Consider the following 21,112-nt stretch of genomic DNA (forward strand, 5'->3'; position numbering starts at 1 on the left):
CCTGACGTTGACGTCAGAGGCAAGTGCTGGTCGTCAGGACCGGGGTGAGAGGAATCACCATGACCGTCACGGAGGCCGCGGCCGATCGGCTCGTCCGCATCGGCGAGGTGGCGCGGGGCGCCGGTGTCTCGGTGCGCGCCGTGCGCTACTACGAGCAGCAGGGGCTGCTCATCGCGGAGCGCAGCCCATCCGGCCAGCGCCTCTACCGGCAGGACGCCGTCACCCTGGTGCGCTTCTTCCAGCAGATGTTCGCCGCCGGCCTGACCAGCCGAAGGATCGCGGAACTCCTTCCGTGCTGGGACTCCGGACACACCGACGCCGAGCAACGAGCCATGCTGCGCGCCGAGCGCGACCGCATCCAGGCCAAGGTCGACGACCTGCAGGCCGCCCTGGACCGCCTCGACGAGGTCATCGCGATCACGGACACGCACCCGTAGGTGGGACGACCGTAGAGGGGCGGACGAGGCCAGCACCTCGGATTGATCGAGACGTCACACGAGATGCCCGAGATTGAGCGAGACGTGCGGGCCGATGCCTCACGAAGGCCGGGACTGCCTCAACTTCGCAGAGACAGGTCAGTAGGCGTGTGGGAGGACGAAAACAGCGGTACGAACGAGGAGTCGGGGACGAATCCATAGACTGGAAACTTCACAGTCGTCACATGCTGCCGCGGGGGAGGGATCGCGCTGTGAGCCAACAGCTGGGACGCGGTCCCGTGAGAACCACCGGCCGTCCGGACCCCGCACCGCCCGGCGGTCCGGACGACGGCGGCTCGCCGTCGGCGCGTTTCGTCGGCTGGCTCGGCAGCCTGGGCTGCGCGGCTGCCGGGTACGCGGTGTTCCAGTTCCTCTTCCAGGTGCTGCCCTCCTCCCTCGACGGCGAGCCCGCCAAGTACCTCATCGCCGGCATCAGCGGGCTCGGCACGGGCGTGGCCGCCTGGCTGGCGGCGGCGCTGCTGCGGGCGCGGGCACGGTCGGCCGCCATGCCGCCGGCCCCGACGGCCGGAGCCCGGCCGCAAGAGCCCGGTCCGCTTCCCGGGGTGTTCAACGCCGCGTACGAGACCCTCGTCGGCCAGGTCACCGTCGTCGACGACCCCGGCGTCGGGCTGCTCACCGGCTGGCCGCACTCGCTCGGCGAGAGCCCCTCGCGGCCGACCCCGGTGGGAACCGCTTACGGCCTGCACATCATGCTCGACCTGGGCGTGCCCGACGGGCAGCTGAGCACGGGCGACCTGGTGGACACGCTGTGGCGGCTGCGGCTGCCGGACGGCGGCTGGTCGGCGCGGTCGCAGGGGGCCGAGGCCCGCCCTGAGGTCACCGCGCTGGTGCTGGGCGCGCTGGCCCGGGCCGGGGCGTCCCGGGAGCGGCTGGCCACGGAGGTGGCCCGCTGCACGGCCGCGTTCACGCCGGAACTCGACCGCGCCGGACGGGAGTCGACGCATGTCGTGACGACCGTGCTGCGCGGGCTGCTGCGCGCCGCGCCCGCCTCCGCCGTACTGCCCCGGCTGCGCGAGGCGATCGTCGACGGCGCCATCAGCGACCCGGGCCGCGCGCACCTGCGCTGCTGGGGCTACCGGCTGGACCCGCCGCACGGCCCGCCGTCCCCGCTGCACACCGCGCAGGCCGTGGTCGCCCTCGACCGGACCGCCCGTGTCCTCGGCGAGTCCGCGGGCGCCCGCGCCGCCCGGGAGGACGGGGTCCGCTGGCTGCTGGCCTGCCCGGACGCACCCCACCACGGCTGCCTCGACCTGGAGAACCTCAGGGAGGAGGTACGGCGCCCGCGCACCGACGAACCCGCGCGCCACGAGGTGCTGAACGTACGGCACTTCACGTCCTCCTGGGTTGCCCGCGCCCTGCTGACCCCGGCAGCCCGGCGGATCGCCGAGGAGGACGGGCTGGAGGCGGAGTGGCGGGAGCGGCTGGACGGCGCGGTCGCCGCGGTGTGGGCCGGGCAGACCGACGGCATCTGGACCTGGGAGCGCGGCGACGGCACGGACCTGCGCAAGCCGATCTGGATGACCTATCAAGGTCTTTGCGCACTGCGCGCCCATGCCGTATGGATGTATCAGCCGGTTCAACCGGATCACTGAACCCGTCCGGCAGGGGCGGGAGTTGGGGGATGATGCATGGGTGGTCACCACGTCCGCGCGGCTCGGCGACTGCTGGCCAGGGCGCTCGACGGTGAACTGCCCGAGCACGAACAGGTGATGGCGGCCCGCTCCGTGATCGCCGAACTGGGCTCACCCGACCGCCTGCTGGAGCTGATCGACGAACTCGCCTCCGAGGAGGGTGATCCCGAGGGCTGTGCCCGGCTGTCGTACCGACACGTACTCGGTTTCGACAAGTTGCTGCTGATCGACGGCGGCCCCCGCCACATGCTGCGCGTACATGTGTGGCATCCGGGCGCGGGCGCGATCGGCAAGGAGGACATCCACAACCACCGCTCACCGCTGGCCTCCTACGTCGTCCGCGGCCGGCTCGCGATGGAGCTGTACGAAGTGGGGGACGACGGCGGGATCGAGGCCGCGCGCTACCAGGAGTCCCTGGCGGAGCGGTCGGCCGACTGGCGGCTGGAGCCGACGGGTCCGGCTCGGCTGCGGCTGACGCACACGGGCCAGTACGCGGCGGGCAGCGCCTACGCCCTGCCGGCGCACACCCTGCACCGGGCCTGGTGCGACACGGACGTACCGACGGTGACGCTGTTCCTGGAGACGGGCAGCGGACGGCGCCCGCACACCGACGTGTTCACGGCCGCGGGCCCGCATCCCGGGGCGGTCGCCAAGGTCCCGCTGGACGTACCGGACTACCTGGCGGCGCTGAGCGGGCTCGCCGAGCTGCTCAGAAGCTCGTGAGGGCCTGTCGTACGACGTCGAGGTTGTAGTCGTCGATGGCGACGCTCGTCAGTTCGGCGGGCCGGAGCCAGGCGTAGGCCTGGTCCGGCTTCGGCAGGGTCACGTCCAGGGACAGCGGGCGGACCAGGAAGTTCTCCTGCCAGCTCTTGACCTCGTGGCCCCGGTAGTCACTGACGAAGGACGACTCGCCGACCTTGCGCACGATCTCGCCGCGCAGCCCGGTCTCCTCCTTCAGCTCGCGCAGCGCGCCGTCCGCCGCACTCTCGTCCGGCTCCAGCTTCCCGCACGGCACGCCCCACACCCGCGGCAGGAACCGCTCCGTCTCACTACGCCGCACCAGGAGCACCCGCCCCCGCTTGTCCACCACGACGGCGGCCGCCAGTCGCATCTCGCCGGGGATGTCCATGGCCATAGCTTCCTCGGTCCCTGGGTCAGCAGCCGGAGTTGAGTCCAAAGGGTCTGATACCCATGAAAACCTCAACTCTACCAGTCCGCCCGCTACGAGGCTGTGCAGCCGGTCTCACTCTGCCCGGCCGGGTTACTGCCACCGAACGCCTGGACGTCGGCGTACGTCGGCACGGTGCCGTGCGGCGGTCGGCCCACCCGGATGTCGGCGAGCATCTCCAGGGCAGCGCCCAGGGAGCGCCGGTACAGCAGGGAACCGAGGCTGACGCGGCGCACGCCGAGGTCCGTGAGGTGGGCGACGGAGGGACCGGTGGGTGAGTAGAGGATGTTGAGGGGGACGTCGAGGTGCCGTACGAGGGTGGTGATCTCGGCGGGGTCGGTGAGGCCGGGGACGAACACGCCGTCGGCTCCCGCCTGCTGGTAGGTGTCGAGGCGGGCGAGCGTTTCTCTTCGGTCGCCGTCGCCGGTCCAGTAGGTGTCGGTGCGGGCGTTGACGAAGAGGCCGGGGACGGCCGACTTGACGGCGGCGATCTTCGCGGCATGACGGGTGACTGGCCCGAGCCCGTCCTCCAGGTTGATACCGACGGCCCCGACGGCCGCCAGTTCCCGTGCGAACTCCGCCACCTCCTCCGGGTCATCACTGAAACCGCTCTCCGCGTCGACGGAGAGCAGAAACGGCTCCGTCCCGAGAGCGAGAGCGAGCCGGAGGGTCTCGTCGCGGATCGCCGACGCGCCGTCGGGCACACCGGCGGCCGCGGCGACACCCAGGCTGGTCGTCCCGATCGCACGAAACCCCGCGGCGGCCAGGGCTGCGGCCGAGGCGTGGTCCCAGGCATTGGGCAGCAGAAGGGGCTCGTCGGCGTGATGCAGGTCGGCGAGCGCGGTCACGACAGATCACCGATCGCGTCGGCGTAGTACGTGGATTCCTTGAGGTGCAGGGCGAGTTCGCGGAAGGTCCAGCCCTCACCGGGCGAGTGGTCGAGCTGATCCTCGGTGAGGACATCGAGCCGGTTCGCCCAGATCCGGGCGAGCCGGGTGAGGCGGCTGCGGGCCTCGTCGAGGTCCTCCTGGGTGAACGGCGCGAAGTCCGCCTCGGTGGTGCTCGCGGACGCGTGCCAGTGGTCGGGCTGCGGGGGCTCGCCCACGAGCCTCGCCTCCAGTTCGGCGAGGTGATCGACGAGGTGATCGGCGACACGGCGGATCGCCTTGTGCGGGGTGTAGACCCGATCGTCGACGTGCGCGGGCTTGCCGTCCCAGTCGGTCCAGGTGGCGGCGAGGGAGAGGACGTGGTCGACCATGCCGGTGACGGCCTGTGCGGGGGTTTCCTGCGGGTTTTCGGTCACACCGGCACGCTAGGCGCACATCACTTCGGCGCCGGCCGAAGCGTGCCAGGGCCTGTCCGGCGGATCAGGTCTGCCTTAAGGCGGAGTTCGAGTGCCCGTCGGCCACCGTTCACCTGGACTGCCGGTCCGGTACACCGAGCCCGACTGGGATGCGGAGAGCGGGCGGGGCATCTTCCTGATCGCGCCTGTGGCGGACGTGTGGGGCGTCACGCCCAGGAACGGCGGCAAGCAGGTGTGGGCGCAGTTCACTGCCGTGAACTCTTGACCCGTCCGGTGATCCCGGACTTGGGGTGGCCGCCCCGAACAGGAGCACCCTACTGATGACCAGCCTGTATGTGCGGGAGATACCGCGCCAGGAACATCTGGCCCACCTACGGCTGTATCCCGATGCGAGCCATCTCCAGATCCCCGAGTGGGGCGATGTGAAGCCCGACTGGCTGCCGGAGAGCGTCGGCTGGTTCGAGGACGGGGAGATGATCGCGACGGCGCTGGTCCTGTACCGGCCGCTGCCCGGGACGCGGCGCTTCCTCGCGTACCTTCCCGACGGACCCGCGATCGACTGGCGGACCCCTCGTCTGGAGCGGTGGCTGGACCCGCTCGTCGCCCACCTGAAGCGGATCGGGGCGTTCTCGGTGCGGATCGGGCCGCCCCTGGTCGTACGTCACTGGGACGCGGCCACCGTGGCGGCCGGCATCGCCGACCCCGACGTACGTCATCTGCACGATCTGCCCGCGGCCGGCATCGACGGATACGCGTTCGACGTCGCGGAGCGGCTGCAACGGCTCGGCTGGCGGCGGTGCGAGGAGGACGACGGGAGCGGTTTCGGCCTCGGCCAGCCGCGCTACGGCTGCGAGATCCCGTTGGCGGGGCGCTCGGTGGACGACCTTCGCGGCGCCCTCGCACCGCATTGGGAACAGTCCTTGCGCACGGCCGAGACGGCAGGCGTCCGAGTGTCGTGGGGCTCGGCCTCCGACCTGCCCGAGTTCCACCGCCTGTACACCGCGACCGCCGCCCACGACGGTTTCAAGGCCCGCCCGTTGGACTACTTCCTGCGCATGTGGAAGGCCCTGAACGCCGAGGACGACGACCGGCTCAGCCTCTACCTCGCCCGGTACGACGGAGAGGTGCTCTCCGCGGCCCTCATGATCAACGTCGGCTCCCGAGTCTGGCACTCGTACGCCGCATCCGGCCGCCGAGGGCGCCAACTGCGGCCCAGCAGCGCGCTGTTGTGGCGCATGCTGTGTGACGCACGGGCGGCGGGCGCCGAGACGTACGATCTGCGCGCCATCACCCCCGCTCTCACCGAGGACCGCCTGCTCGGCCGACTCCGCTTCAAGACAGGGACCGGCGGCCGGGCCGTGGAGTACCTCGGGGAGTGGGAACTACCGGTGGGCAGCCAGGGCAAGGTGCTGCAGCGGGCGTTGGGGGTCTACCTCGGACGCAGGTGACCCTGGCCGCAGCGGCCGTCGTCGACGCCGATCCTGGCCGCTCCGGTTCAGTCCCCGCGTTCCGCCGCGCTGCGCTCCACGCAGAACTCGTTGCCCTCCGGGTCGGCGAGGACGGCCCAGCCCGTGCCGTCGGGGTTGCGGCGGTCGTCGAGGAGCGTGGCGCCGAGGGCGAGGATGCGGTCGACCTCCTCGTCACGGGTGCGGTCCTGCGGCTGGATGTCGAGGTGCACGCGGTTCTTGACGGTCTTGGCCTCCGGAACGGCAATGAAGAGCAGGCCGGCGCCCTCGATCAGCGCATACTCGTCGCCCGGCTTGTCGTCCTCGTGCAGGGGGAGGTCCAGGACCTGGGACCAGAAGCCCGCGAGGGTGTAAGGGTCGCGGCAGTCGATCGTGACGTGCCGGATGGCGGAGGTCATGCTGGGGATTGTGGTGCACGCCCGTCGATCACGGCAACGAGGAAACGCGGAAGGCAACCTTCCCTCCTCCGGCGGCGACAGGAAGGCATGACTTCAGCACGACGCACCACACGTCACCGCCGTATCCGGGGTGCCCGCAAGCCCCTGATCGGCGGTCTCGCCGTGACCAGCACCGCCGTGAGCCTGCCGGCCAAGTTCCCTTACCTGTCAGCGGGTTACAACAACACCCGCGAGTGGACCCGGACGGCGACCGCAGTGGCCCCGAACGGCACCCTGCGCGTGGCCTGGCCCGCCTCGGACGGCATCCATGTCACCCCGCTCACCTCCGCCGGGAAGCGCTCGGGCGCGGACACGGTCGTCAAGGGGGCCAAGGAGGTCGGCGGGCTGGTCGCGCACAACGACGGCTTCGCGCTGCTCACCCGGGTCTCCGACAGCAACAAGTGGAAGGAGACGGCGGCCGCGATCGTCCGCTACACGGGCGGGAAGAAGACCTGGACCACCAAGCTCACCGGCACCTCCACCAACGACACGGCCCCGCTGCTCGACGGTCAGCTCACCTGGAACGGCAAGAAGTACGGCGCGTACTTCGTCGTGCACGGCGCCGGAGGCTTCGCCGACGGACACTACGGCGACAAGTTGGCCTACGTCAGCGCCATGGGCGCGAAGCTCAGCGGCGGCTGGAGCTGGGGGTGCAGTCACAACGAGGGCATCGCCCTGCACGCCGAGTCCTCCGGCGCGTTCACCTCCCTCTGTTTCGACGACTGGCGTTCGGGTCTGTTCGTGTCGACGGGGATCGGCGCGCCCGACACCGCGCCGGTCGTGCAGCGTGAGCAGTGCTGGGCGGGGTACTGCGGCGGGACGTTCGCCGGCCGTACCGGCGATCTCGTCAAGTCCTCCACCGGCCGCTACGCGACCGCCTTCGCCTCCCGCGGCGCCGCGTCCGCCAAGAAGAACCCGGACGACGCGAGCGGTCGCGGCTGGACGGCCAAGCCGAGGACGAGCACCCACCAGGTAGCCGTGGCCTTCCTGAAGAACCGTAACTCCGGCCCCGGCAAGGCGATGTACCTCACCAGCGCGAAGGGCACCGAACACGTCAACGTGCGCATCGCCCCGTACGGCAAGGACCGTCTCCTGCTGTCCTGGGAGTCCTTGAAGAACGCCAAGTGCACGAGCGGCACCTGCACGAGCACCTTCACGGGCACGCACCTCAGGCTCATCGACTGGAACGGAAAGTTCCAGAGCGCGGACAAGGTGGTGAACGCGCGGATCACGGGCGATATCGCGGTCCAGAAGGACGGGACGCTGACGTGGGCGTACGCCCCGGTCACACCGTCGTACGCGACCGCGCTCACGGGCGCGTCCCCGTCCTCGACGAAGCTGAGGATCGCCCGACTCACTCCGTGAGGGGCCCCTGCCGGTGGAGCCGGCGAACGCCTCGGCGATCACGCTGTTCCGGTCCCTGGCCCCGGGACCACTTCCACCCCGGAGCCGTCCAGCCGAACCCGCACCTCGGATTCGCCGCTCCACCGCACCCTCAGCTCCCCCGCCCCCGTCCTGTGCACAGTCACCGTCTCCTCCAGCGGCACGGGATCCGGTTCACCGGTGAGCCGTGCCAGGGCGACGAAGAGGGTGCCGCCATCGTCACCGGTGACGCCCGCGAGGGAGCCGGTCAGCCCCAGGACAGGCAGCAGTTCGGCGCGCACACCGTCCCCCGTCGCCCACCCGGTGACCCGCACCGTCGTGCCGGGATCGGCGCCCGTCACCAGATGCGCCCGCACCTCGGCGGCCCCGTGCGCGAGCACCACGCTGGTCACCCGTACCCCGTCCCCGACTGTGTGCCGGGACGCCGCCCAGCCTCCCCGACCCCCAACGGCACGATGTCCGTCCGGCTCGGATCGTCGCCGACGATCACGCTGTTGTCGTACGCCCCCTCGTACGACGCCGAGGGCTCCGTCACCGTCGAGTACGCGAGTCGCGTGTAGTACGGGTCGTAGCGGACGTCCTCGCTGCCGTGGTTGTGGAGGCGGACGACGCCGTCCGAACGTGTGGACTGGAGCAGCCAGTTGGGGGCGGCGATCGGAGTGACCGCGTCCGCGCGCTCCGCCGGGGCCGGTTCCTCGGCCGCCGTCCACACCTCGTGGTCGGGCGGCAGCAGCAGGCCGAGGAAGCCCTTGCTGGCCCAGTACGGGGACGCGGGGCCCGAATAGCCTTGCAGTACGGTGGAGTTGGGGCCGTGCCAGCCCAGCGTCAGCAGGCCCCGTCCGTCCACCGCGCCCCGCTCCAGGAAGTACCGCAGCGCCCCGGAAGCCAGCCGCCGCGTCTCCCCCGGTGCCAGCGGCGTGTGGCCCGTCAGCGCGCCCAGCCACAGCGGGGCCGTGGTCGCGAAGCGGTACGTCAGAGAACGGCCCTGGTGCATCGGGGCACCGTCGCCTCCGAACAGGCGGGCGTAGTCGTCGAGGTGGCGGGAGAGCCGGCCGCCGTACAGGTCCAGCAGTCGGGTGTCATCCGCCAGCCATGCGTGCAGCACCGGATACAGGTGCATCGCCCAGCCGTTGTAGTAGTCGAACTTGCGGCCGTCGCCGTCGGTGTACCAGCCGTCTCCGACGTACCACTGCTCGATCCGCTCCAGCCCCCGCTCGATCGCCTTCCCGGACGCCTCCGGCTCGTGGCCGATCTCCTGGAGGAAACCGGCGACCGTGACCGGGAACAGCTCCCAGTTGCAGGGCCAGGCCTCGGCGGTCAGCGCGTCGCCGAGCCAGGCCGCCGCCCGCTGTCGTACGCCGTCGTCCAGGCGGTCCCACAGCAGCGGCCTGGTCAGCCGTAGCGCGAGGGCGACGGAGGCCGCCTCGACGAGCGGCTGGCTGCGGTCCTCGATGCGGGGCCAGACGCCGTCCACTCCGGAGGCGAGGCCGTCGGCGTACCGCTCGAGCGCGGTCTCGTCCCTGCGGAAGGCCGCGAGGAGCAGCGTACGGGCGTACCCCTCCAGTCCGTCGGAGAGGCGGCCCGACCAGCTCTCACGATCACCGGGGAAGTGGTAGAGGGCATGGTCCTCGGTGGCGTACGGCGCCACGGCGGCGAGCAGGGCGTCGGCCGCCGCCTCCCAGTGGCGGCGGGTGTACCCGGTGTGCGGGCTGAGGGCGCGGTCGTCCCGGGGCAGATCCATCGGAAACGGTTTCCTTCCAGCTGGGCCTGGGCCGCCCCGGTTCCGGTCAGGGCGGCCCAGGGGCTCATCCCACCCTCACCCTGCCCGCGGGCACCAGACGCTGGGCGACGAGTTCATCACGGACCAGCTCGGCGTAGGCGGTGGCGCCGCGCACCGAGGTGTGGGTGTTGTCCCGTTTCTCGTTGTAGAGGTACAGCGCCTTGGAGGCCTCGACGCCCAGGGATTCCACCAGTGCTTTCGTCTTTGCCGTGAGGTCGATCAGTGGGGCCTCGCGGTCGGCGGCGACCGAGCGGATGACGGCCGGGTGGTCGACGCCGAGGCCGTTGACGAGGAGGGCGGTGCCGTTGTTCAGGGTGCCGTCGGCGTTGAACCAGCGTCGCACGACGGGGGTGACGAGGACCGGGCGGCCGCCCTGCGCGCGGACGCCGTCCACGAGGGCCTCGAGGTTGGCCCGGTAGGTGGCCTCGTCGGTCGTCTTGTCGTTGTGGGCGAGTTGGACGAGCACGAGGTCGCCACGGCGGATCTGCGGCTGGACGGTGGCCCAGAGCTTCGGGTTCTCCAGATACGTGACCGTGCTTTCGCCGGAGTCGGCGTAGTTCGCGACGGACGTGCCCTTGCGCAGGTACTGCGGCAGCTGCTGGCCCCATCCGTAGTAGGGGTCGCCGGGCTGGTCGCAGACGGTGGAGTCGCCGACGAGGAAGATCTGCCGGACGTGCCGGGCGGGGGTGACGCGGATGTCGGCGAGTGCGGGGGCCGTGCCGCCGAGCACCAGGTCGAGGCCGGCGACGCCGTCGGCTCCCGTCGGCTCGCCCTCGGGTGTGCGGACGTTCACCATGAAGCTGCGGGCGGCACGCTCACCGGCCGCGACGGCCGTCTCGGGGAGCAGGGCGCGCCGGGTCTCGCCGCCGATGCTGGTGCTGGACGCCGTCTCGCCGCCGAGGAGCACCTGGACGTCGTACGTGCCGGGCGGGACGTCGAAGTGGCAGGCGGTGGCGGTGCAGTTCACCGGTGACGAGACCGGTCCCGAGGACGACTCGGGGGCTGCGTGGGCCGGTACGGCCGTCAGGCCGGCACTCAGGGTGACCGCCGCCAGGACGGCGAGGTGGAAACGTCTCATGCGCGACTCCTCCGACAGGTCGACAAAGCCTGGCTGCTGGACGGTACCGCTCACAGCAAGCGCTTTCCAACCCTTGCGGTGAGCGGTTCGTGGGCGACCGGCTGTCTCAGCGCGGGCACGTCGATCGACGCGATCGATCCGCCGGCCTGATCCCGAGGCGGATCATGTCTCGCGCGTCCACTGCTGATTGGTTCCTCCGTTGCAGGTGTACGTGATGATCGCGGCGGAGTTGGCGGTGGACGCGCCGGACACGTCCAGGCACTCGCCGGTCGCGCGGGATCTGACGTGCACGTAGCTGCCCGTGGTGGTGAGCGACCACTGCTGACTGGTGGCCGACGCGTTGCAGTTCTCCTGGGTGACCGTGCTCGCGTTCTCCTGCACGCACAGGGAGCTGTTGCGCACCATCAGCTGGTAGTAACCGCTTCCGACGGACTTGAACCAGTACTTCTGGTTGTTGCCGCCGTTGCAGTCGTACTGCTTGAGCTGGGCGCCCTGCCACAGCGACTGGCCGGTGACGTCGGCGCACCTGGAGCTGTGCCGGGCGATCAGCGTGTGGTACGTGGCACTCGTCCCGCTGATCGTCCCGGCCGCCGCGTCGACGGTGACCTCCGGGGACCAGGACATCGACAGCGAGGTCGAGGTGGGGAAGGTCAGCGGCAGCCAGACGTAGCGGGAGTCGTTGACGGTCCCGCCGAAGGAGTTGCCCCAGCGGTCGCCCAGGTACAGGTACGAGGTGCCCGAACTGCCCTGCACCGGAAGGACGTACGTGGTCTGGGAGCCGTACGCCGTCGAGTCGCCGACGTTCGTCATCGCCGACCAGGGGCCCGCGAGGTTCGTGGCCGTCGCGTACTGCTGCTGGTTGGGGCTCCAGCCGGTGGCGCCCGACGTCAGCATGAAGTACACCCCGTTGCGCTTGAACAGCGCCGGGGCCTCGCGGTGTCCGCCGTGCCAGGGGTCGGCGACCAGGGCGGCGATGCCGGTGTAGTCGCTGGTCAGGCGGTAGATGTGCAGGTCGTAGTTCTCACGGGCGGCAGAGACCATGTAACCGGTTCCGTCGGTGTCGACGAAGACCGTGATGTCCCGGGACATGTGCTGGCCGAGCGGGCGGAAGCTGCCCTGCCAGGTGTAGTTGCCGTCGACCGTGTCCGAGACGGCGACGGCGGCACGGGCCTCGCTGTAGTCGGAACCGTTTTCCTTGTGCATCCACATCACGAACTTGCCGGTGGACGCGTTGTACATGACCTTCGGCCGCTCGATGTTGGCGACGGCCAGCTCCGAGTGGGTGGACTGGGCCAGGACGTGGTTCCTGAACTCCCAGTTCTTCAGGTCGGTGGAGCGGTAGGCGTCCACGTAACGGAACGTGTTGTCGGCGTTGCGGTGCTCGCCGAACCAGTAGTAGTACGAGCCGACCTTGATGACCCCGCCGCCGTGGGCGTGCACGGGGTTGCCGGACATGTCCGTGAACTGGGTGCCGTTGGCGATGGTCTGGGGTGCGGCGCTCGCCGGGGCGGCGGTGACCAGGGCACCGGCGAGCGCACAGCACAGCGCCAGGAGGATCGCGTACGCGCGTCTCATCTCACGCCCCCTGCCGCAGCGGTGTCGGCGACGGGGACGCCGAAGTCGGGCGTGCCGTCCGGCTTCCAGCCGAGGGTCTGGACGCGGGTGTGGCGGTTGGGGTCGTTGAGCGGATCGCCGTTGATCTCCTTGTACTGGCGGGCGTGGTACACGAGGACGTCGGTGCGGCCGTCCTCGGCGACCGTGAAGCAGTTGTGGCCCGGGCCGTACTGCTTGGTGGTGTCGTTGCTGGTGAAGACCGGGGTCGGGGACTTCGACCAGTTGGCCGGGTTCATGAGGTCGCTGTCGGCGGGGGCGGTGAGCAGGCCCATGCAGTAGTTGTGGTCGGTGGCGCTCGCGGAGTAGGTCATGAAGACGCGGCCGCCCCGCTGGAGGACGTACGCGCCCTCGTTGACCTTGTAGCCGATGCACTCCCAGTCGTACTCGGGGGTCGAGAGCCGGACCTGGGGGCCCGTCAGGGTCCAGGGGTTCGCCATCCTGCTCAGCCACAGGGCGGTGTTGTTGTCCATGCCGGGCTCGTGCTGGGCCCAGGCGAGGTAGCGGGTGCCGCGGTGGGTGAAGGTGGTCGCGTCCAGGGAGAAGGTCTCCCACGCCGTCTTGATCCGGCCCTTCTCGACCCAGGTGCCGCGGAAGGGGTTGGGGTGGGAGTTCTCCAGGACCCAGATGCGGATCTGCCACACGTCCTCGGCGGGCGCGGCGGCGAAGTAGATGTACCACTTGCCGCCGATCCGGTGCATCTCCGGCGCCCAGATGTGGGCGCCCATGTCGCCGGTCGGGTGCGCCCGCCAGATGACGGACTCGGCGGCGGTCGTGAGGCCGTTCAGGGTGCGGGAGCGGCGCAGGATGATGCGGTCGTACTCGGGGGCGGTGGCGGTGAAGTAGTAGAAGCCGTCGGTGTGGCGGGTGATGTGCGGGTCGGCGCGGTGGGGGACGAGGGGGTTCACGTAGGGGCCTGCTGCCTTCGGCTTCGCGGTGGGGTGGCTGCCAGGGCCGTTGCGGGTGCGGCGGCCAGGCACCCGCGGCGAGGGCGGCGCCTCAGCACCAGTCGGCGGTCGGGGGTGGGGGGCAGGTCGTCGGCGCGGCTCATGCGGACTGCCTCTCGGTCTCGGTGGCCTGTCGACTCTCTAGTTCGAGATTTCGTACGACATCTGTTATTCCGAACGCCGAAAAGGTAAGGGTGTGTTACGAGGAGGTCAACGGGTCCGGCGAGACAAAGAGGAACGCGAATTTCTGTTATCGGCGGCAGCCTCCGCCCGTCCCCGGTCACGTGCGCAGCCTTACTCACAGGACAGCAGCGGCCGCCGGCGCCCTCGCGACGGTCGCCCTCATGGTCACCGCTCCCCCGGCGACGGCCGCCGGCCCCCGGGACGTCACCCCTGACGTGCTCGCGGACCGGGACGTGACGCTCACCGGCGACACGGTCGTCACCGTCCCGTCCGGGACGACGACATACGACGGCGTCTTCCGCGGCGAGGGCACGCTCACCGTGCGCGGCAGCGGGACGCTGGTTCTGACCAAGGACAGCGACTTCACCCTGCCGAAGTCCCGGCAGCGGCAGAAGGTGACCACGCAGGGCGGCAACCACCCGTACGTCACCACGACCGACCCCGACCCACCGGCGATCACCGTCGAGCGCGGCGCCACGCTCCAGTACGGCAACGGCGGGACGACCGGCCTGATCGGCCACTTCCCGTACAACACGCCCGCGTTCCGGCTCAACCAGGACAACATCCGGGTCGACGGCACCCTGCGCCTGTCCCTGAAGAGCGCCTATAACCTGGGCACCATCAGCGGCTCGGGGCTGATCACCCAGCCGAGGTTCCTCTGGGGCACCTGGGACCTGTCGGGCACCCACCCTTTCTCCGGGGTGATCGACAACGGTACGCAGGTCAACGCCGGACGGCCGGAGTTCGCGACGTCGCTGCCGAGCGTACGCAAGATCCTCAACCAGGGCACGTACACCGTGGACACCCCACTCGGCCGGACCGTCACCATGGGGATGGACTTCTACCAGCGCGAGTACGGCAGCGACATCAACGTCCAGTCGCGGCCCGGCAGCAAGGTCGTGCTCACCGGCCGGTACAGCTGGTCCGACCAGGGCGGCGACACGAACCCCTCGCTCAGCGACCCCGCGCTGAACTGGACGCCCGCGCGCAAGAACGTCAACAAGCGCGGCACCAACATCAAGGGCGCGAACGTCCAGTGGGGCGACGGCACGACGAACAAGATCTTCATGCCGGGGACCGCCGAGACGGTCTACATCAACCTGCTGGCCGCTCGGTCGCGTTCCCTGCTCACCTTCGACTACAACGGGCCGGTGACGCTGGGCGCCCCCATCGGCGGCGGCCGGTTCCACGACACCCTGGCCGCGCCCGGCGCCGGGGACGTCGTCATCGCGGGAACGCGCGGGAACGACGTGACCTTCGCGGCGAAGCAGTACTACGACGGCTCGACCACCGTCGAGAAGGGCGCGGTGCTGCGGCTGGGGTCGGCGCAGGGTGACGGCTCGCTGTGGACGGACGGCGACCTGTGCCGGGTGGTGAACGACGGCACGCTCGTGGTGCGGAACGCGTCGACGCCGGTCTCGCTGTCCCGGGTCAGCGGCTCCGGGGCGTTCGTGCAGTCGGGCGCGGCGACCACGACGCTGGCCGGGAACGGGGTGACGTACACCGGCACGACGACGGTCAGGAAGGGCACGCTGGCGCTGCGCTCGGGGGCCACGCTCACCCGCAGCAGGGCGATCCGGCTGACGTCGGCGGGCGCGCGGCTGGACGTCGGTGCCTCAGGGCTGCGGGTGACGACCACACTCACCGGCAAGGGCACCGTGAAGGGGGCGGTGACCAACGAGGGCGTGGTCGCGGGCGGGCTCACGGTGACCGGGGGCTACACGCAGCACTCGGACGGTCAACTGGTCCTGGGTGGCACGCCGTTGAAGGTGACCGGCGGATCGGTACGACTGGCCGGCGACCTCGACCTGTCCGCCGCCGGGAACGACCCGGACCGCGAGATCACCGTCCTCGACAACAAGGGCCGGGGGACGACGAAGGGCGCCTTCGAGGGCCTGCGCGAGGGCACCGAGGTGAAGCTCGCCGACACCGCCTATCGCATCACCTACCGGGGCGGCGACGGCAACGACGTCGTCCTCACCGCCGCCGCCGAGAGCCCGTCGGCGTCCCCGGCCCACGCACCGGCATCCGGCGCGCCGACGCCGGGCACGCGCAGCGCGAGCACCGCCGACGACTCCGGGCTGGGCTGGTGGCCGTACGTCCTCGCCGCCGGGCTGCTGGGCGGGCTCCTGATCCCGGCGACGCGACGCACCCGCCGCGGGCGACGGCGCGGCGGACGGCACGCCGCCCACGGGTGACTCCTGGTCCGCGTCGGCCGGTCGGTGGTGTGCAGGGGGCATCACCGGCCGGCCGGCGCCTGACGTGCTGCCGCAGCGCCCCGAAGGGGCGCGGGGCTGTACCGACATGCGGCTCCGCCGCGATGGGGGTCCCCCCGCTCATGGGGGTCCCCCCGCTCGAGCGAAGCCGAGAGTGGGGGAGGAGCCGAGAGTGGGGGAGCGACCAGCCACGACGCACCCGCAGGTGATGTACCGCATTCCCAGCGGAGCGCTTAGCGTCGTGACATGACCAGCAACACCCCCGACACCCCGCTCGGTCTCGCAGACGCCCTCGCCGCCGGCACGGTCGTGCTCGACGGCGGCATGTCCAACCAGCTCGAGTCGGCCGGGCACGACCTGAGCGACGAGCTGTGGTCGGCGCGGCTGCTCGCCGAGCGGCCCGAGGCGATCGCCGAGGCGCACCTCGCCTACTTCGAGGCGGGCGCGGACGTGGCGATCACCGCCAGTTACCAGGCCACCTTCGAGGGTTTCGGCAAGCGCGGGATCGGCCGCGAGCGGGCGGCCGAACTCATCGGCCTGAGCGTGGGGTTGGCGCGCGAGGCGGCGCGCCGGGCACGCGCCGCGCGCCCGCTGTGGGTGGCGGCGTCCGTCGGCCCGTACGGGGCGATGCTCGCGGACGGCTCCGAGTACCGGGGCCGTTACGGGCTCACGGTCGACGAACTGGAGCGCTTCCACCGGCCCCGCATGGAGGTGCTGGCCGCCGCCGCGCCGGACGTCCTGGCGCTGGAAACGGTCCCCGACGCCGACGAGGCAACGGCGCTGCTGCGGGCGGTGCACGGACTCGGGGTGCCGGCCTGGCTGTCGTACACCGTGACCGGCGACCGCACCCGCGCCGGGCAGCCGCTTCAGGAGGCCTTCGCCCTGGCCGCCGACGTGGACGAGGTGATCGCGGTGGGCGTGAACTGCTGCGCCCCCGAGGACGTGGACGCCGCGGTGGAGACGGCGGCGCGGGTGACCGGCAAGCCGGTGGTCGTCTACCCCAACAGCGGCGAGACCTGGGACGCGGAGGCCCGCGCCTGGAGCGGCCGCTCCACCTTCACCCCGGAACAGGTCGAGGGCTGGCGCTCCGCCGGGGCCCGGCTGATCGGCGGGTGCTGCCGGGTGGGACCGGAGGCGATCATGTCCATCGCGCGCACGCTGACGGCCTGACCGACGGCTCGTCGGCTGTCGGCGTCCTGGCCTTTCCCCTCCTCCGCCGCTCACCTCGTCCTGCCCCCGCGCTGCTAGCCTCACCGCACCGGGAACCGGTTTCCATCGTTGTTGCCGCAGTTCCCGGAGGGGAGCAGGGATCGGGGCGAGGGGCGGGGTGGGGTATGACGCGCAAGAGTGGGAGCGCGAGCCGGAGCACGATCCGGGACGTGGCGTTGCGGGCGGGGGTGTCCGCGTCGACCGTGTCGCGCGTGCTCGGCGGGGCGTACCCGGTGAGTTCGGCGACCCGGACGCGTGTGATGCGGGCCGTGGGCGAGCTGGACTATGTCGCCGACGCGCGCGCCAAGGCGGTCGCGGGCGTCGGGACGCCCACGCTGGCGTTCGTCCTGGAGGACATCACCGGTCCGTCGTTCGCGCACATGGCGCACGGCGTGGAGCGCGAGGCGACCCGGCTCGGCCATCTGTGCCTGGTGTGCAGCACGGAGGGCGACGTCCAGCACGAGCTGGACTTCGTGGAGATGATGCGCGCCCAGCGGGCCGCCGCGGTGATCCTGGTGGGCGGCGGCGCCGACACCCCGGAGTACCGCGAGCGCACCCGCCGGATGGCCGACTCACTGGCCTCGGCGGGTTCCCGGCTCGTCCTGTGCGGCCGCCCGCCACTGGGCCCGGGGGCGCCGGTCACGGTCATCGAGTACGACAACGAGGGCGGCGCCTACGCCCTGGTCGCGCACGTTCTGGCCCAGGGCCACCGGCGGATCCTCTTCCTCGGCGGCAAGCCCGACCACAGCACCGCGCTGGGCCGCGAACGCGGCTACCTCGCCGCCCACCGCGCCCGCGGCGTCGACCCCGATCCGGCCCTGCTCCTGCACGGCGACTTCACCCGCGACTCCGGACACCAGCTGATGCGCCGAGCCCTCGCGGAGGGGCTGGAGTTCACCGCGGTGGTCGCCGCCACCGACATGGTCGCGGCGGGCGCGCTCACCGCCCTGCACGAGGCGGGCCTCGACGTCCCCGGCGATGTTTCGCTGGCCGGTTACGACGACATTCCCTTCGCCCGCGACCTGCACCCCGCCCTGACGACGGTGCACGTCCCCTACCAGGAACTGGGCCGCCTGGCGGTCCGCACCGCCCTCGGCCACACCGCGGACGCCCCGGCCGAGCACCTGCTGCTGGGCACGCATGTCGTGGTGCGGGACTCGGTGCGGGCGGTGAGCTGAAGCCTCCTACCTCCGTAGTCCGGCCTCGGTCACTGCCGACGGACACCGCTCGAGCGACGGAGCAGACGGGCGACCGACCGCAGTTCCGCACGGTGCGCGGCCGCACCGTCGGCAGGAACGGCCGGGGGCGCGGATTCCCGAACCGTGGCGTCGGCCGTCCACAGGGCCAGCTCGCGGTCGCGCGGGCCGTACACGGTGTACGGCTCTCTCAGCGCCCTCTGCTCGCCCGACGCCCCCCGATCACCGGCCTCTCCCGCCGGCCCGGCTTCACCGAAGATCCGCACCGGATGGGTGGCGTCCCACGCCTCCCAGCCCGGGTCGCCGTCGGCCGCGAAGCGCACCCACGCCGTGTGCATCGCGTCGGCCAGCTCGGTCGGCGCCCCCCAGCCCGCCAGCTTGGCCGCCTCGGGCACCTCGCCGGTGTCGAAGACGAACCCGAGTTCCAGGGCGTGGCAGGCGCCGAGGCCGGGCAGCAGGGAGGGCCAGGCGAACTCGTAGACGTACGACGATCCGGGGCGGGCGTCGGCCAGGCGGTGCAGCGGAATGCGCAGCAGGTGGTCGGTGACCAGCTGGCCGACGGTCTCCGCGGTGCCGGCCTCGGGGTGCAGGGCACGGTAGCCGCGCGGGACCTCGTGCCCGCAGTGGCAGCGGGCCATGGCTCCGGCCAGGGCGACCGGGCCGAGCCGGTCGATACGCTCCAGCAGCCCGCCGGGCACGAGCCACAGCCGGTACTCGTCGCGGGTCCAGCCCATGAGCAGGTCCACGCCCTCGGCGACCCGGCCCTCGACCAGGGCCTGAAGGGGATCGCGGGGGACGATGTCGTCGTCGACGACGATCCCGAAGGCCGGCCCGCCCAGGACGGGGCTGCTGAGCCGGCTCGCCTCGGCCTGGGTGTGCAGCAGCAGGTCGCGGTCGACGGCGGCGAAGGCCTCGGCGGTCGCGGGCACCTTCAGCCGGGTCGCCATCCGGCGCACCATCCGCCGTACCTTGTCCCGCTCGGCCGCCTCGGGCGGCCCGCTCTGCAGGATCGCGCGCCGGAACAGGCCCTGGGCCTGCGGGGCGACGATCAGGGCACCGATGCTGATCGCGCCGGCCGACTGTCCGCAGAGGGTCACCCGGTCGGGGTCACCGCCGAAGGCCCCGATCGACTCGTGCACCCAGCGCAGGGCGGCGAGCTGGTCGCGCAGGCCGGGGTTGGCGGGGGCGTCCGGGAACAGTCCGTAACCCTCCACTCCGAGCCGGTAGTTGAGGGAGACGAGGACGATCCCGTCGCGGGCGAAGGTGCGTCCGTCGTACACGGGCACACACGACGAACCCCTGGTCAGGGCCCCGCCGTGCAGCCACACCAGGACCGGGAGCCGGGCGCCGGGGCCCGGCTCGGGGGTCCACACGTTCAGGTTGAGGCAGTCGTCCCCTGGCACGACCGGGTCCGAAAGATACTGGGCGAACGCCTCCGAGTACGGCGGTTTCGGCGGCGTCGGCCCGAAGGCGCCCGCGTCCCGCACACCGTCCCAGGGCTCGGGTGGCACCGGGGGCCGGAAGCGGCGCGGCCCGAAGGGGGGTGCGGCGTACGGGATGCCCCGGAACACCGCAATGGAACGCTCGTACCGGCCGCGTACCGCCCCGTACTGCGTGCTCACCACGGGGCCCGTCAGGTCTGCTGCGGTCATCCGCCCACCAGCCCTTCGCCGTGCTCGTGCACCGTTCACATCAGAGCATCACATCGCTGTGAGGTATTCCGGTGCACGAGCCGGTTCAGCGCCTATTTGGCGTACATCAGCGTGCCGAAGCCGAGCTGGTCGAAGCCGCCGCTGGTGGAGCCGTAGTCACCTCCTCCGCCCTCGGGGGCGACCGAGAAGCACATCTGAGAGATGTACCTGTCGTCGAGGTACAGGCGCCGGTTGTAGTGGTAGTGGAGCATGGCCCACACCGGGCGGACCTGGCCGCGGGACCCGGAGCCGATGACCGTCTGTGACTGCTGGGCGCAGTTCTGGCCGCTGCCCCAGGTGTAGGTGGTGTAGGGCACGTTCATGCCCAGGTTGTACTTGGCAACGTACTGGGCGGCCTTCATGAAGCGGCGGCCGTCGTAGGAGTACAGGTCGTCGCCCTGGTTCCAGGCCATCTCGCACAGGGCGCCCATCTGGCCCATGCCCATGACGGTGTGGCCCTGGTCGCGGCCGGACTCCTGCCACTGGCCGAGGTCGTAGCCCTCGACGTTCGGGTACAGGAACGGCACCGCCCGCTGGATCTGGCCGTTGCCGCCGCCGCCCTTGAAGTAGTTGACGGCCTGGTCGTACTTGGCGCCGTCGTCGCAGAGAATCCCGATGGCCATGATCGAGGCCATGTTGCACAGGTCCCAGTTCGCCCAGTAGTTGGTGATGCAGGCGTCGTTGTGCTCGCGGAGGAACCGGTCGTTGAGCGGGTAGAAGACGTTGAGCATCATCGTCTTGAACCGGCCCAGGTCGAACCCGGCGTAGCCGCGCATGAGCTCGGCGACGTTCGCGAACTGCCAGCCGTAGAGGCCGGCGGCCAGGTACCGGTCGGCGTTTCCGGTGATGGTGGTGAGCGTGGACGACCACGCGTTGAGGATGCGCACGGCGCAGTCGCCGTTCGCGGCGGTGCCACCCACGTGCCAGCGCAGCGCGTTCTGGTAGGCGGCGTGGATGTCGTTGTAGAGCTGGGGGTAGTTCTGGCCGTCGCCGCCGCGGATGATCGTGGCCGTGGGGCGGGGCGTCCAGGTGGACTGTGAGTGGGAGTTGGCGGTCAGCCGGTTCCAGCCGGACAGCCAGGGGTCGTTGCCCGCGGCCACCCTGACCTTGGCCCGGTTGATGTCGCCCCAGTTGTGCAGCATGCCGGGGTGGGTGAAGGTCGCGGGGGCCGCGTCGGCCGTGCTGCCCGCCAGCACGGCCGCGGACCCGCCGACTGCGAGGGCGGCGGTGAGGCCGCCGGCGGTCTTCAGCAGACCGCGGCGGCTCAACTCTGGTGTGTGGAGGTGCCTGTGGGGGGAAGTGCGGCTCATTCGTGC

The 21,112-nt window shown here is 71.4% G+C and carries 17 protein-coding genes and 2 pseudogenes; 9 read left to right on the top strand and 10 right to left on the bottom strand.

The window, feature by feature from the left end; genetic code table 11:
• The first annotated feature begins 59 nt into the window (after positions 1–59).
• From StrepF001_RS32265 to StrepF001_RS32275, 3 genes are all read left to right on the top strand, one after another.
• Positions 60–437 (top strand): MerR family transcriptional regulator, encoded by a 378-nt coding sequence (locus StrepF001_RS32265; protein ID WP_129801723.1) that lies wholly within the window; start codon positions 60–62, stop codon positions 435–437.
• Positions 438–715: 278 nt separating this feature from the next.
• Complete coding sequence (locus tag StrepF001_RS32270; RefSeq protein ID WP_240797778.1) at positions 716–2,089, top strand: hypothetical protein; 1,374 nt, start codon at positions 716–718, stop codon at positions 2,087–2,089.
• A gap of 36 nt (positions 2,090–2,125) precedes the next feature.
• Positions 2,126–2,851, top strand: a complete 726-nt coding sequence (locus StrepF001_RS32275) for a hypothetical protein (protein WP_129801725.1) — start codon at positions 2,126–2,128, stop codon at positions 2,849–2,851.
• On the opposite strand, the gene StrepF001_RS32280 is transcribed toward StrepF001_RS32275, so the two are convergent.
• The 3 genes from StrepF001_RS32280 to StrepF001_RS32290 form a co-directional block, all read right to left on the bottom strand.
• Positions 2,838–3,257: an NUDIX hydrolase gene (locus tag StrepF001_RS32280; protein ID WP_206307008.1), complete on the bottom strand. Its 420-nt coding sequence runs from the start codon at positions 3,255–3,257 to the stop codon at positions 2,838–2,840. The genes StrepF001_RS32275 and StrepF001_RS32280 overlap by 14 nt on opposite strands.
• Positions 3,258–3,349: 92 nt before the next feature.
• Entirely contained in the window at positions 3,350–4,144 is a 795-nt protein-coding gene (locus tag StrepF001_RS32285; protein WP_129801727.1) for an isocitrate lyase/phosphoenolpyruvate mutase family protein, read from the bottom strand.
• Complete coding sequence (locus StrepF001_RS32290; RefSeq protein ID WP_240797785.1) at positions 4,141–4,554, bottom strand: hypothetical protein; 414 nt, start codon at positions 4,552–4,554, stop codon at positions 4,141–4,143. Before StrepF001_RS32290 ends, StrepF001_RS32285 begins: the two co-directional genes overlap by 4 nt.
• A 136-nt stretch (positions 4,555–4,690) precedes the next feature.
• Between StrepF001_RS32290 and StrepF001_RS45840 the strand changes: the two genes are divergently transcribed.
• Positions 4,691–4,864, top strand: coding sequence for an ATP-binding protein (locus StrepF001_RS45840; protein WP_165396424.1), 174 nt, complete (start codon positions 4,691–4,693; stop codon positions 4,862–4,864).
• A gap of 55 nt (positions 4,865–4,919) precedes the next feature.
• Positions 4,920–6,047 carry a peptidoglycan bridge formation glycyltransferase FemA/FemB family protein gene (locus StrepF001_RS32295; protein ID WP_129801729.1) on the top strand — a complete coding sequence of 376 codons (1,128 nt, stop codon included), beginning with the start codon at positions 4,920–4,922 and terminating at the stop codon, positions 6,045–6,047.
• Positions 6,048–6,094: 47 nt separating this feature from the next.
• Here StrepF001_RS32295 and StrepF001_RS32300 read toward each other — a convergent pair whose 3' ends face one another.
• Entirely contained in the window at positions 6,095–6,463 is a 369-nt protein-coding gene (locus StrepF001_RS32300; RefSeq protein ID WP_129801730.1) for a VOC family protein, read from the bottom strand.
• An 87-nt stretch (positions 6,464–6,550) separates the two neighbouring features.
• Here StrepF001_RS32300 and StrepF001_RS32305 point away from each other — a divergent pair, with 87 nt between their 5' ends.
• Positions 6,551–7,867: a hypothetical protein gene (locus StrepF001_RS32305; protein ID WP_129801731.1), complete on the top strand. Its 1,317-nt coding sequence runs from the start codon at positions 6,551–6,553 to the stop codon at positions 7,865–7,867.
• A gap of 38 nt (positions 7,868–7,905) precedes the next feature.
• Here StrepF001_RS32305 and StrepF001_RS32310 read toward each other — a convergent pair.
• The 4 genes and pseudogenes from StrepF001_RS32310 to StrepF001_RS32325 all read right to left on the bottom strand — a co-directional run bounded on the left by StrepF001_RS32310 (position 7,906) and on the right by StrepF001_RS32325 (position 13,405).
• A pseudogene (locus StrepF001_RS32310) lies at positions 7,906–9,626 on the bottom strand (DUF2264 domain-containing protein).
• A gap of 64 nt (positions 9,627–9,690) precedes the next feature.
• On the bottom strand, positions 9,691–10,743 hold the full coding sequence (locus StrepF001_RS32315) for a rhamnogalacturonan acetylesterase (RefSeq protein ID WP_129801732.1): 1,053 nt from the start codon (positions 10,741–10,743) through the stop codon (positions 9,691–9,693).
• Positions 10,744–10,905: 162 nt separating this feature from the next.
• Positions 10,906–12,318, bottom strand: a complete 1,413-nt coding sequence (locus StrepF001_RS32320; protein ID WP_129801733.1) for an RICIN domain-containing protein — start codon at positions 12,316–12,318, stop codon at positions 10,906–10,908.
• A pseudogene (locus StrepF001_RS32325) lies at positions 12,315–13,405 on the bottom strand (glycoside hydrolase family 43 protein). Before StrepF001_RS32325 ends, StrepF001_RS32320 begins: the two are co-directional and overlap by 4 nt.
• 240 nt (positions 13,406–13,645) lie before the next feature.
• Here StrepF001_RS32325 and StrepF001_RS32330 point away from each other — a divergent pair.
• The 3 genes from StrepF001_RS32330 (at position 13,646) to StrepF001_RS32340 (ending at position 18,087) form a co-directional block, all read left to right on the top strand.
• Positions 13,646–15,682, top strand: coding sequence for an autotransporter (locus StrepF001_RS32330; protein ID WP_240797779.1), 2,037 nt, complete (start codon positions 13,646–13,648; stop codon positions 15,680–15,682).
• A gap of 264 nt (positions 15,683–15,946) precedes the next feature.
• A complete protein-coding gene (gene mmuM / locus StrepF001_RS32335; RefSeq protein ID WP_129801735.1) occupies positions 15,947–16,870 on the top strand; it encodes a homocysteine S-methyltransferase in 924 nt (307 codons plus the stop codon).
• Positions 16,871–17,034: 164 nt separating this feature from the next.
• Positions 17,035–18,087: a LacI family DNA-binding transcriptional regulator gene (locus tag StrepF001_RS32340; RefSeq protein ID WP_129801736.1), complete on the top strand. Its 1,053-nt coding sequence runs from the start codon at positions 17,035–17,037 to the stop codon at positions 18,085–18,087.
• 29 nt (positions 18,088–18,116) lie between these two features.
• Here StrepF001_RS32340 and StrepF001_RS32345 read toward each other — a convergent pair whose 3' ends face one another.
• The gene (locus StrepF001_RS32345) at positions 18,117–19,757 is read right to left on the bottom strand and encodes a carboxylesterase family protein (protein WP_129801737.1); all 1,641 of its coding nucleotides are present in this window, start codon (positions 19,755–19,757) and stop codon (positions 18,117–18,119) included.
• A 92-nt stretch (positions 19,758–19,849) separates the two neighbouring features.
• A complete protein-coding gene (locus StrepF001_RS32350) occupies positions 19,850–21,106 on the bottom strand; it encodes an alginate lyase family protein (RefSeq protein ID WP_129801738.1) in 1,257 nt (418 codons plus the stop codon).
• Positions 21,107–21,112: the final 6 nt, after the last annotated feature.

It is taken from the genome of Streptomyces sp. F001, from assembly GCF_004187715.1.
Classification (GTDB): domain Bacteria; phylum Actinomycetota; class Actinomycetes; order Streptomycetales; family Streptomycetaceae; genus Streptomyces; species Streptomyces flavusporus.